This window comes from Vibrio sp. 070316B, assembly GCF_013114115.1.
GTDB lineage: Bacteria > Pseudomonadota > Gammaproteobacteria > Enterobacterales > Vibrionaceae > Vibrio > Vibrio chagasii_B.
Genome location: NZ_VTYC01000005.1, coordinates 1 through 12,709 on the forward strand (window position 1 = coordinate 1; position 12,709 = coordinate 12,709).

Consider the following 12,709-nt stretch of genomic DNA (forward strand, 5'->3'; position numbering starts at 1 on the left):
GAGGCTAAGTACTGTGAATAAGCTAGTCACCCCGTTCAAATCTCCCCCTTAATTGATATTTCCCCCCTTTTTTGAAACACAGAAAAGGCGGAGGGTAAGAACATCTAACTTCCTATTTTTGTTTGTTATGCCCCTATGCAAACTCTTTATTATTCAGTGAGTTAATTTGTCCGTATTCTCTAGTATCTATTTGAAATACTAGGGGTACATAAATGAAAAATAGATTAGTCTGCACGTTAGCCGTGATGTTAATTATGGGGTGCAAAGAATCGAATGAGCCAAACGTAACTGTAGTGGAACAACCGAGTGTCATCTCTCACATAGAAAAAACACCGGAACTAATTGCAGAATTAAAGGCACTGCCGACCATTGATGATCAACTTAGGCTTCTATATGAGCGTTTCGAATCCATGCTTGACCGCAGCGACTCTCTCACTGGTACTGATGCAAACAATGATGGTATCCGCGATGACATTGAGGCGTTTATTGATGCGTTAGAAGTGCCCGAGCCTGTCCGAAAAGCCTTAAAGCAAAATGCCCATTACACACAAGAAAACCTCTATCACGATTTTTCACAAAAGACCGACGCTAATATCAAAAAAGCTCTTGATATTTCAAGTCAATACGACAAAGTCCTGCTGAGGCAAAATATTGTGAATAGGCAAACAATATTATTCATATTAGTGGTTTTACTGCCATTCAATGCAATCGCTAACTCATGCAAAATAGAAGGTTACACTATCGGCTTTTTTAATGGGGTAGCAACAACCAAAGAACAAGCTAAAAGGGGACAAAAGAAGATCAAAGCCACTCTAGGTATCAGCCATTACAACGGTGAGTCTGTCGAATACCAGCTTTTCTACAACGATTCTTATATTGAAGGAAGTGGCCTTAACGTACTGGCTGATTTCGCTGAAACCTTTGACCAAAGAACTTCCGAGTTAGAGCAGAAACAATTCGACCGGTGGGAGGCCTTTTGGGATATTATGAGCAGTAGGCAAAACAGCGCTATCATCAAAAAAATCAGCGCCACTTTTGCTTGGTTTGCTGGATTCGTTCTCGACTTCACCAGTGAAGCCATCAATGCAACCATCACGACATTTTTAAAAGAATTAGCATCACTTGTTGATGCCCCCGAAACCAGCCAAACTAGAATGAAGCATCATCTTTTAAATGACTCTCTTACGTGGAAAGGAAAAAAGCTCATTTACATCGCTCATTCACAAGGGAACTTATGGGTAAACGAATCATATAAGCATGTTACGTCCCAATACGGTTACAGTGCCGATAACATTCGCGTCGTTCACATCGCTCCCGCTTCCCCAACCCTTAGCCCGGACAGTGATTATATTTTATCGACCTCAGATCTTGTGATTAATGGGCTGAACTTTACAGGGATAGGCAGCGTTCCGCCTCCCAACACCGTGATAGCACCGAGCAAATTAGACTTTGCGGGACACGGATTAATTCCGATTTACCTCACTCATCCTAAATCTATTGAAAAACTTAAAGCCTCCGTCGATAAGGCTTTCACGTCTCTGACTAAACCCGAGATGGAAGATTTTTTGTTTAAAATTGAGTTCGATTATAGTGCGAGTTATGACGCACTTCATGATAATCCTGTTTATGAAATTGTTGACGCAAATAAAACTGACGATTTTGGTTCTTACCTAAAGTCTCCTTCTTTTTATCTCAGCCCAGAGGGTGATTCTTGGTTCAAAAGGAACGTGGATTCTTATATACAAGATGAAGATAGATTACCATTTAGAGTTGAGAACAATGCTGTGGTTTTGTTTGATACTTGTAAAAGCCCGAACGAGGCAATGAATGACATTCCATCGATTCCCTCGCAAGACACTTATATGTTCGTACAATGGCGAAATTTAAAACGCTTTGAGCGAGGTACATTTAAAGATATTTGGAGGTCAAGAAAGATGACCGATAGATATGGATTGGTAGATGAAACCCCAATAGCATTTCGAGATATGGACGACGACTATTTCATTTGTGCTGGGGATGGCGATGCCATTGAACTAGAAGCAACACAGCACTTTTATAGTGAAGAACAACGTCAATATTTAGCCACTCAGCATTTATCAGGACGTTATGATGTGTCGGCACGATATGAGACACCTTACCTTCCTTTCCAACCTACCAATCTTTGCCAAGGTCATTGAACATTATCCACAGAATCAATGTATTAGTAACAAATTCTCATCAACTAATCGCTAAATGACAAATATTATGTAGTCATGATTCAGATAACTATTAATAAGTAAAAACAGTATTAGCAAGATGCTGATGAGTATCAACTCTAAATGATAATGGGGCAGAAATAAGTTGGTTAAGTCACCATCAAGGAAGAGGCCTTTATCTAAATCTCTATTGACCTGTCTACAACTTCACACTTTATAGTGGCTATATTGATTGAGAGGGGGCTTTCTGTGTTCCCTTTAAAGTAAGTAGAGAGACACTATGAAACGTTTAATTCTAAACATCACACTCTTGGTATTTATGGCACTTGGTAGCATGAATACCATGGCTCATGATTCAACGGTTAAGTGCGGCATTGCGATATCTCACGATGGTGAGCAAATTGCGTATGGCAAAAGTGGAAGTGGGGAGATAGCACTGCTCTTCATTCACGGTTGGAGCTTAGACAGCAGGCTTTGGCAAAACCAAGTGAGTGAGTTTTCAAAGCAGTACCAAGTGATCACTGTAGTTGCATTAGCCGAAGACGTGAAATCGGCAATCTCTTCTGATAGATAGAAAACCAAAGGCCTCGCATTGCGAGGCTTTTTTAGATCCGGAAACGGATGCTAACTCATTATTGGACAAAAATAATTTAGGGCAATTACTTAAATTGAGTATGCTCGAATTACCTTTTTTATGGCAAACCATACAATTAGAGACAAGCTAACTTGGAGCTTGGCTAAAGATTATTACTACACCTGTGCCACACTTTTATTGTAAATTCACAGGTGTATACAACCCTCCTAAAGTTTCATCTTGTTTGTAGCAAGTAAGGAAAGCGTCTACTACACAGGGGTCGTATAGTTTATTTCGGCCTTGTTCTAAGGTATTGATAGCTTTCTTCGCTCCGACAGCCTTCCTATATGGTCTATCATTTGCCATAGCATCGAAGGTATCTGCAACAGCTATAATCCGAGCCTCAAGTAAAATTTCATTCCTTTTGATTCCATTTGGGTAGCCTGAGCCGTCCAACCTCTCATGGTGCTGTTCGATCATTTCGACGATTGGCCAAGGAAAAATTACTTCATGAAAAATCTTTGCTCCTACTTCTGAATGACTTTGGAGTAACTTGTACTCTGCTGGCAAGAGTTTCCCAGGCTTACTTAAGATTTGAGACGGGATCGTAATTTTCCCGATGTCGTGAACCAAAGCTCCAATGACTAGCCCCTCTTTCACCGAGTCTTCTAATGAAAGTTTATCAGCTATAAGGTCGCATATATGAGCGACATTGCGCTGGTGAGAGGAAGTGTATTCATCACGAATCTCAAGCGCACGGGATATTGCGCCTAACATATTGGTCATAATCGCCATGGAGGCAGAAGAATCAAATTCTAGCTTTTTGTTAGCTAATCCAGATTCGATCTTACTTACCTTTGTTTGTACCTGAGGCCAGATGCTGTTAATCATCCTGTAAAAATAATTTACGAAGTCGTGACTGTATGGTGCGTTGTTGTTGCCTATACCGATGACTGCAACTACGTCATTATTTTGTATTACGGGAAGACTGAAGTGATGAGTTAGTTTTATGTGGTCTTTCGGTAAAGAGTCGCCTATGGAATAGTTTGCATCATAGTGGTTGTGTATTACGGGCTTTTTAGTTCTTATACTATCTGCCCATATTCCTGCAGATGACAGTGGATAGTGGCTTACGTAGCTGCAATGGCAATGTTCCAAGACAGAGGTTGACCAAACATTCAATGCGACTTCTTCGTTAGTATGAGAATAGAAGTGGAAATATCCGATATCGCTCTTAGCTTCTTGTACAAAAAAATCGATGAGATCTCGATAGAAGTCATGACTCGTTAAATACTTCTTTCTTGTAAGAAAATCTATACTCATAGCGCTTTTAGTCCGGTAAAGTCGATATTGACTTTAAGTCTAGTCCTTTTTCACGTATTTCATCTGACATTAGCAGAATTTAGGCTGGCTAAGAAAGTATATGTTCTGGCTGAAACTAATATTGGGGCAGAAATGAGTTGGTTAAGTCACCAGCACGGGAGAGGCTTTTATTTAAATCACTATTGACCCGTCTACAACTTCACACTTTATAGTGACTATATTTATTGAGAGGGGCGATTTCTGTGTCCTCTCCAAAGTAAGTAGAGAGACACTATGAAACGTTTAATTCTAAACATCACATTCTTGGTATTCATGGCGCTTGGTAGCATGAATGCCATGGCTCACGATTCAAAAGTTAATTATGGTATTGCGATATCTCACGATGGTGAGCAAATAGCGTATGGCAAAAGTGGGAGTGGGGATAGGGCGCTGATCTTTATTCACGGTTGGAGCTTAGACAGCAGGCTTTGGCAAAACCAAGTGAGCGAGTTTTCAAAGCAGTACCAAGTGATCACCATGGACTTAGCCGGGCACGGTAACTCATCGTTTAACCGCGAAGAGTACACCATGGTTGCATTCGCTGAAGACATCAAAGCCGTAGTCGACAAAGAACAACTCGAATCTGTCATCTTAGTCGGCCATTCCATGGCTGGTGGTGTTATTGCAGAAGCCGCTAAACTGATGCCGAAAAGAGTGAAGGGCATTATTGGTGTCGATACATCGCAAAACGTCGCACTAGCGGTTTCACAAAGCGACCTAGATGCAATGACTAAACCGTTTGAAGCAGACTTCCAAGCGGGCATTACTACGTTCGTGAAAGACTCGCTACCAAAAGACGTAGACACGGATTTACTTTACTGGGTAACGCAAGACATGGCATCAGCACCGCCAGCTATCGCGATAAATCAGTTCCGCCATTATCTAGGCCAATACGTAACAGGCGAAGCACACCGCGTGTATGAGAACGTGAACGTGCCAGTAATATTAGTGAACGCTCGCCTATGGCCAACAGACTCAGAAGCGAACAAGAAACACATCAAGGATTACAGCATTTACTACATTGATGACTCAGGCCATTTCCCAATGCTTGAGCAACCACAGCAGTTCAACGCAACGTTGATGAAAGCTGTGAAATCAGTGAAGTAGGGCGGTTGTAATCATTCTATAGATAAACGAAGGCCTCGCGTGTGCGAGGCCTTGTTAGTCTTGTTAAACACAACGCAGTTCAAAGCGATTAAGAATTTTTGTATTCGCAATAGTTAAGCTTTTTTGAAAGCGACTCTAGGCTAAGTTTTGCCAATGTGTCTTTAAAAGGCGAACTGTGTAAGGCAGTCGTGAGGATGTCGCACTCTTCTGCTGAAAGCAAATTAGCATGCCTGAATAAGACGTAATCTAATGCGATGTGTAGGTACAATGTTGAGAAGTCAGGTTTGAGCAAATCATCATTGCTTTTCAACTGCCTGATAAGTACTTTAACGCTTCTTTCAATACCTTCCTTTCCCCTAATCGTTAGCACGTTTTGCTCAGCTTCGAAGCGGCTCAATGCAGCGCATCGAAATGCTACTTCCATCAACGTTTTGCTTACTCCCAATAACGACATGCGTTGAGTGTCGCTAGCCTTGGTCGCTGCTAGCTTTTCTGTTGGGTATGCTTGCATGAGGAACTCGCAGATCGTTAAGCTCTCGGTCAGTGCAACCCCATCACTGGTTTCTAGAACCGGAATGGTACTAAATGGATTCACTGCGACCAATGTGCTCGGTGTTTGCCACGGGTCGACCCATTCAAGAACCATTGGAGCATCACATAAATAGGCCGTTGCCAGCACTGCCCTGGAGAATGGCGAGGTGTCGTTTAAATACAGTTTCATGAGCGATTCCTTTGCTAAGAACTTGTTTGAGCAGTGTTTAATGTCTGCTGTTTGGTTGATGTAAATGCGATGCAGAGTATCGACAAAATCAGTGCACTCGCGCTGATCATAAATAACAGGTTATAACTGGTGAGTTGAGGGGCGTAGTGAGCCATAACGAAGCCGACTATTCCTTGCGATATAGCAAACGCCATTGTCATTGCTCCCCAAGATTTCGTATGGAGTTGTGTCCCAACGATTTCTAGGGTGTAGGTTGATACCAGTGTTACGGTGCCCGGCGTAAACATACCGACCAACAAAGATGAAGCAAAAAGTGCTGTTTCACTGGTGCTTAAGAGTGGAAGAGCAACCCCGGCAGCTTTGCAAGTAAACGCCGCTAATAGTGCTTTTTTAAGTCCAAACTTATCACCTAATATACCGGTTACTATTGGTCCAATCGCTGCTCCTATACCAAAAACAGCCCAATAAAACCCACCGCTCGCAAAACTCATTTTTAGCTCTCGAACAATATAGTCGACCCAAAAAAGAGTATGAGGTAGATAGCCAATAGCGTTGAAGGTATAGGCTAACAGTACACAGCTAACACTGATACGCTCATTCTTAGATAAGGCATCAAACGTCGATGGACTTTTATCACAATGGTTTGGCTTAACCTCAAGAGACCAAGCGTTCCACGTCAGGACAGTTGCAACGAAAGCGATCGCTCCCATACCTAACCATGCACTCTCAACGCTTTGGTAGATAAGTAAAGGTATGATGGTTCCTGAAATCATCGCGCCAATACCGATGCCTGAAAACACGACGCCACTGATTCTTGCTTTCATTTCTTGAGGGTGAAGGCTGGTGATCACAGGGGGAGCGAGTACCATGAGTATCGCACCGGATACACCAGCAATAGTTCTAAGTGTTAAAAACCATTCAAAGGGGGCAGACTTTAAGGCACAACCCAGATAGCTAAAGCTACTTAGCAATAAAGAGGCACGTATGAGTGTGCCTGTTGAATAATATCTTTGTAAAAAGCTCGAAGCAGGTGCTCCGAAAATATAGCCAATCAGTGTAGCTGCGCCGAGTATGGAGGCATCTTCGCTTGAGAACCACCCACTTTGAATGAGCACAGGCATTAATGCTATATAGGCAAAGCGGCCAATACCATTCCCAACTAGTGTTGCTGCGAGCCCAGCAAAGGTGCTGCGGTTTAATAGTTTATTATGTGGCATATTCTTTACCTTCAGTTTGGGTTCCAGACAACTGTTTAAACAATGTATTGACAGCTCTACCAGCATCGACGATTGCCGTAGAATTAACACCAGGCCTAGGCACTATGAAGGTGTAAAATTTATTGCCTTCTGTAGGCATGCCTAATGCCCAAATGTTAATTTGCTCCATACCGTTGGCATTGATCACATTCATGTTCGGCGTTACATCAATGCCACCAGGGTGGTAGTCACCATTGAAGTACAGTCTTGTATACTGTTTAGATAGAAGGTTTTCCCAGAGCTGTGTCCCATCGTCCTTTGGGCTGTGCATAGACACTTTTGCATGAATCTTTATGTCGGCTTGCTCTTGTAGTTCAGGCCATACCGTTGATTTGAGTGTGATCAAATGAGTACTTGAACAGCTCATCACTTCTGGCGAGGGGCCGAGGTTTAGCTTGAGCACACCGCTTTTCAGCAAAGCAACCATCTCTTCAATTCTTTCCTTTGGTGGGCCTACAGCAATTCGGTTCATTAAAGGAATAAACACAGAGTCAACCCAACGATGTGACTCTTCGGTAAGGCCTTTAAAGTCGATAGCGTCTCGAATTATGTCTCTTAAGTCGCGTAACACATCGCTAGCAGACTTTATTGGGCTGCTTATGTTTCCTTTTTTTGCTTCTTTTATGTCGTCTTCAAGGTGATCTATCAGCCAAGCGATATAAACTTCTGGAGATTTAAGTGCGTAGCTGGGAATCGGTGCAGCGAGTTTTTCCCAACTGAATCTATCTTCAATAGGAATTGTTTTAGCAACTAAAATTTTTTGTTCATTCAGATTTGAATATAGGAATTGGTTGCAGAATTTTTGTGCGGCTATGAGTCCTTTCTTCTGGCTAAGGTAGCTCTCGTAGTAAGCATACTCCATGTCTTTTATCAGTAAAGGAAGTACATCCTTGATAAAGTTGATCGAGCCCATCTCTCTAAGTTTTGCAACCTTTGAAGGTGTTAGGAATCTAGCATGGTATTGTTTAGATGTTCCTTTTTGGTTTTCAGCTCTACCTGATAAAGGGAGGCCAGTACGCGAATACGCTATTATCTTTGGTTCATTTCCTGAAGGTGAATATTCTAGGTTACCTCTTTGAGTTCGGATGAACTTACCACCACGCCCAATAGATAGCTCTGCCAAAATATCGCAAGCCGTCAGCCCAAGGCCTTGGAGGGCAACTGTTTGCTCTGAAGATACATGCTTTAGCTTATCTTTCACTGGGTATGGATTGGTAATTTCTTGTGCAGTATCAAGCTTGAGATGTTTGGGTTTTGTATGCCCTGTTGTTAAGTAAATATATTCAACATTAGTGAGGACATCTCGGTCATCTCGTAAATTCCAGGAATCGTCATCTAACTTATCGATATCAACAACTTCATGAGGTAAATAGTCTATCGTTATGTGAGGGGCTGAGATATCAACAAGATAGTGAAATACCCAGTTAAGATATTCACCAAAAAGAGAACGGGAGTAGTATTCGTTCGGTAATATTGCTTTTGGACTCAACTCATCTCGTGGTCTTTCACATAACCATTGGTAGAAAGTAGGCCCTGTAATCACATTTCTAGCTTCACTAACACTCTCGTCGGCGAACATTGTAATTTGAGAACTAACAGTATTGACAAGCAAATGATTCGGTTGTTTGACATCATGGCATCCCGAACCTGGAAGGTTTGGGTCAAAAATTTTGATCTCCAATGGTTGGTAGGGAGTGTCTATCGATAGAGCTACTATTCGCTCTAATACGCTTAGTCCGCGAGGACCAATGCCAATGATACCAATTGTTCGTTTTTTCATCGCAAGCCTTTATGGTTCATTTGTTACTTATTGGTTTAAATTGTTGCAACTACGTTAGCATTGAGTGTTGGGAGTCTTCAATAGAGTATTTGCTCTAGTTAGGGGGCGGTTTACATTTTCTGTAAGTGTTAGGATTGTTATTTACACTTTCAATATTTTGCATTGCATGACGTAGAGAGCTATTCAGAGTCGAAATTAGATTTATTAGCGGTTATGTCGGGTAGCTGAGTTAATTTACTACATTGAAGATTCAGGTCATTTCCCAATGCTTGAGCAATCACAGCAGTTCAACGCAACGTTGATGAAAGCAGTGAAGTCACTGAAGTAGGGCGGTTGTAATCATTCTACTGACAAATCTAAGGCATCGCGTGTGCGAAGCCTTTCTGTGTTGTGTAGAGCGAATAAAACAAAGTGGCAGATACATGTGAGATTCGGCTCACAATCCCCTCCTAACCTCCCCTTGGTTTACATCTCCAATCTCTTGTTGGTATTGGGAAAGGGGAGGAACTGAATACCGATAGTCATGTGCGCTGAGATACATTGAGCGCCAAAGAATGTTCTCCCCCTCGATCATATTTCTCAAGAGACCGATGAACTTGATTTGAGGGGGAGTTAGAGGGGGAGGTTTTGCAAAGCTTCAGATTGAATTGCTACGGGCATTTAATCTATTACGTGTTTCCCAAATCACATAACCACCAGATTTATGGTGGTTATGTGAACCAAGACATCTATACCTAAATGACTTGAAGTTGTAGATAGGCGGCAGACGAATGAATCCCCATGAGCCTCGATAAACTTGGTGGTAGGGGGGGGGAAATAAGTGCAGTCAACACCACCACAACTTTAAGTAGAACGGGTAAAGCACCTAATTGCTTTATGCTCATCAATTTCAAAGCGATTAATTTAACCTTGAGTTAGTTCTATGTGCGGTTCGGTTATCTACCGTGACTAACAAAACTGGTAGCAATGACAACAGCATGACGATGGCCAGTGTAGAGATACTACTAACCCCCAAAAGTCCCGATACAGCGACAAGCAATGCTCCTCCAATCATTCTGAAAAAACCATCGATAGATGTTGCCAAGCCAGCACAATATTTAAAGGGCTCAAGCGCAAGAGATGTAGCAGAGCCAGATAAGAGGCTGAAGCCTGCTGCTCCCAATGCCGATAAAGCAAAGAACAGATAAGTAGCATTAGAGCTAATAAACAACAAACCCATTCCTCCGACAGTGATAACAGTGGCACCAAATCGTACAGTATTCCTGCGGCCAAACGACCTCATCAATCTAGGCGCAATAAGGCTAGCAAGTATTTGAACTCCTCCGATCATGCCGAACATAAGAGAGAACTGCACTTGAGAAAATCCACCCTCACTAATTGCAACAATTGGAGCTACCGAAATGTAAGTCAGCAGCGCACCAAAACTGAACATGTTAGTCAGTGAATACACCAAAAATGTACGATTGGTTAATATATCGCGCACGTTACATTTAAGCGCCTGCATGTCTTTTACATTAACCGCGTCTTTTACATTAACCCTAGCCTTAACACTCTTCTTAGATTGAAGTGCGATAGCTGACATAATAAACAGCAACAGAGCCAAACCAGCCATGAGATAGAAGCCACCTGTCCACCCCCACAAAAGAGCCAACCCACTGCCAATGAGCGGCGCAATGGTTGGCACTGCACTGGTTACACCGCCCATATAGCTTAACCACTTACCTGCAACGTCACCTTCGTAGTTGTCTCGAACCCAAGCCATGGCGGTGATCATAGTGAATGAAGCGCCTACACCTTGCAGGGCTCGCGCTGCGTATAGCATCTCTAAAGAGGAAGATGCCACAACCAGCAAGCTACCTGCTGCATACAAGATTAGCCCAAGCATGGCAGAGAACTTACGCCCCTTGCGGTCAGAAACTGGGCCCGCAATTAGTTGACTCACACCCAGAGCCAGAACGTAAATCGAAATAGTCTGCCTTATTTCGCTCTCAGAGACAGCAAAAGCCTCGATCATCTGTGGAAAAGATGGCAAGTAGACATCAATAGCCAGTGGCCCCAAAGGTATGAGAGAAAAAATAACCAGCAGTTGGAAAAATTTGTTACCTGCCATCTTAAACTCCCATTACTGACTGATTGGTGGATACAACGACATTCCAGAGCGTGATGCGATGAAACTAACAAAGCTCATCATGCGCTCACTCATTTCTAATTCCGCTACCATTGTGTAGTTTCGCAGCTCAGAAAATGCAGCAATGTCGTCAATGTTCAACTTGCGCTCACCAGAGACAAGAGCATCAATATCGAGCGAGGAACCCAGCTCTTCCAAGAGTTGTTTAAGCTCCGGAAGGTACTCTTCTGTTCTCTCCAACGCCTGCTCAATGGATTGGCTTAATGCGTCTTTGCGTGATTCAACAAACATATTGAGGGCGTCTGGCGTAGACAGCTCAGGGAGGTTAAGTTGTGGCATGCGCGGGTACAAAAGCTGTGCGGATATCGGGTAAAGCCGCTTTAGAAGGTTGTTTAATGCTTCTGATACTTCGTAGCGGGTGAACATGGGTTCATCTTGTTGATCTAGGTAGCGGATAATGTCGAGGCTCTCAACCATCACCGTATGCTTACCATCACGCTGTCGCTGTTCAAGCACAGGGACAGTCAACCTCTCCAGTTTCCCCTCTAACGATTCTGGCAATTGCCCCAAAATCATGGGGCGAATTTCACAATCAATATTTTTAAGCCTCACAAAAGTCTTAACACGAACACAAAATGGACAGCTATCAAATACATGCAGTTTCATCATTCGCACCCTATTAATTACCATGCCAAATTGAGTAAGCCATGCGCTCAACATGAGCTGGCAAATGTTCCTCATAACCATTCCAATGGCTGAATTTAGGCAGCTTTATCGACTCTTTTAATTCATCAACAGATTTACCCTCTTGTAGCCCTTTCCAAACCTCATCGAATAGAGCCTGAGCAAACTCTTCACTCTCTTCTAGCAGTTCTGGTGAATCGACGGGGATATGACCATTTATGATGGTGTCAAATTCTAGCTCTTTACGTACGCGCTTAATCGTATTCAATGTGGCTACGTAATCCTGCTCAATTAAACGCCCAGAACTCACTAGGTATTGAGGCAAGTGCCAATCTACTGCAACTAATACTTTGTCTTCAGGCATGTGAACAATACTCATGCAATTACCGTCATTCTTACCGTAGTAGTGTAGGTCGACGTTTTTTCCGCCTAACGAAATCGTCATGCCATCTTTGTAAGTGGTCGTTGGATATGCCACCTTATCTTCTAAGTCGCGAGAAAGAAGGTCTGAACAATTTTCTTGAGCGATGAATTCTGCGCCTTGTTGTTCGAAGATCTTACCGCCACGGGAGTGGTCAAAGTGATCATGGGAGTAAATGACTTTTTTGACTGGCTTATCTGTCACTTTACGGATCTCTTTCATCATTTGTGCAGAGCGAGCATCGCCTGAAGGATCAGTAATAATCACGCCTTCGTCGGTAACAACGACCATGCTGTTATAAAAAAACTGGGAATACTGATAGATACCTTCTTTTAGTTCTTTTAATACTGGCTTCGATGGGTCAAAACCATCGGTCGCACTAGCACTTGCGACCATGCCTAGCGTCAGAGTTAAAGTGGTCAGTTTTGAAGTAATAGACATTGTTCTTTCCTTTCATCATTGAAGATGAAGTAAAAGATAA

Annotated in this window: 9 protein-coding genes and 3 pseudogenes; 5 read left to right on the forward strand and 7 right to left on the reverse strand. The window is 42.6% G+C overall.

Annotated elements, in window-relative coordinates:
- Positions 1-212: 212 nt before the first annotated feature.
- The 3 genes and pseudogenes from F0251_RS24630 to F0251_RS06000 all read left to right on the forward strand — a co-directional run.
- Positions 213-638 (forward strand): annotated as a pseudogene (locus F0251_RS24630) (chromosome partitioning protein ParA); the annotation flags it as partial.
- Between the two features lie 15 nt (positions 639-653).
- Positions 654-2,177: a hypothetical protein gene (locus F0251_RS05995; protein WP_171730666.1), complete on the forward strand. Its 1,524-nt coding sequence runs from the start codon at positions 654-656 to the stop codon at positions 2,175-2,177.
- Positions 2,178-2,475: 298 nt separating this feature from the next.
- Positions 2,476-2,754: pseudogene (locus F0251_RS06000) on the forward strand (alpha/beta fold hydrolase); the annotation flags it as partial.
- A gap of 210 nt (positions 2,755-2,964) precedes the next feature.
- Here F0251_RS06000 and F0251_RS06005 read toward each other — a convergent pair.
- The gene (locus tag F0251_RS06005) at positions 2,965-4,092 is read right to left on the reverse strand and encodes an HD domain-containing phosphohydrolase (RefSeq protein ID WP_061031587.1); all 1,128 of its coding nucleotides are present in this window, start codon (positions 4,090-4,092) and stop codon (positions 2,965-2,967) included.
- A gap of 273 nt (positions 4,093-4,365) precedes the next feature.
- Here F0251_RS06005 and F0251_RS06010 point away from each other — a divergent pair, with 273 nt between their 5' ends.
- Positions 4,366-5,238, forward strand: coding sequence for an alpha/beta fold hydrolase (locus tag F0251_RS06010; protein WP_171730567.1), 873 nt, complete (start codon positions 4,366-4,368; stop codon positions 5,236-5,238).
- An 88-nt stretch (positions 5,239-5,326) separates the two neighbouring features.
- Here the strand turns inward: F0251_RS06010 and F0251_RS06015 are convergent, their stop codons facing one another.
- From F0251_RS06015 to F0251_RS06025, 3 genes are read right to left on the reverse strand one after another with little or no spacing between them, the layout of a single operon-like run.
- Positions 5,327-5,959, reverse strand: a complete 633-nt coding sequence (locus F0251_RS06015; RefSeq protein ID WP_171730568.1) for a glutathione S-transferase family protein — start codon at positions 5,957-5,959, stop codon at positions 5,327-5,329.
- A 14-nt stretch (positions 5,960-5,973) separates the two neighbouring features.
- Positions 5,974-7,176 (reverse strand): YbfB/YjiJ family MFS transporter, encoded by a 1,203-nt coding sequence (locus tag F0251_RS06020; protein ID WP_116870385.1) that lies wholly within the window; start codon positions 7,174-7,176, stop codon positions 5,974-5,976.
- Positions 7,166-8,995 (reverse strand): FAD/NAD(P)-binding protein, encoded by a 1,830-nt coding sequence (locus F0251_RS06025; protein ID WP_171730569.1) that lies wholly within the window; start codon positions 8,993-8,995, stop codon positions 7,166-7,168. The genes F0251_RS06020 and F0251_RS06025 overlap by 11 nt, the downstream gene beginning before the upstream one ends.
- A gap of 232 nt (positions 8,996-9,227) precedes the next feature.
- On the opposite strand from F0251_RS06025, the pseudogene F0251_RS06030 reads away from it, so the two are divergent.
- Positions 9,228-9,323, forward strand: a pseudogene (locus F0251_RS06030) (alpha/beta hydrolase); the annotation flags it as partial.
- A 570-nt stretch (positions 9,324-9,893) separates the two neighbouring features.
- On the opposite strand, the gene F0251_RS06035 reads toward F0251_RS06030, so the two are convergent.
- The 3 genes from F0251_RS06035 to F0251_RS06045 are packed head-to-tail and all read right to left on the reverse strand — an operon-like array spanning position 9,894 to position 12,669.
- Positions 9,894-11,105, reverse strand: a complete 1,212-nt coding sequence (locus F0251_RS06035) for a multidrug effflux MFS transporter (RefSeq protein ID WP_171730570.1) — start codon at positions 11,103-11,105, stop codon at positions 9,894-9,896.
- Positions 11,106-11,117: 12 nt separating this feature from the next.
- Positions 11,118-11,789: a glutaredoxin 2 gene (gene grxB / locus F0251_RS06040; RefSeq protein ID WP_171730667.1), complete on the reverse strand. Its 672-nt coding sequence runs from the start codon at positions 11,787-11,789 to the stop codon at positions 11,118-11,120.
- Positions 11,790-11,802: 13 nt separating this feature from the next.
- A complete protein-coding gene (locus F0251_RS06045; protein WP_061031574.1) occupies positions 11,803-12,669 on the reverse strand; it encodes an MBL fold metallo-hydrolase in 867 nt (288 codons plus the stop codon).
- Positions 12,670-12,709 lie beyond the last annotated feature (40 nt).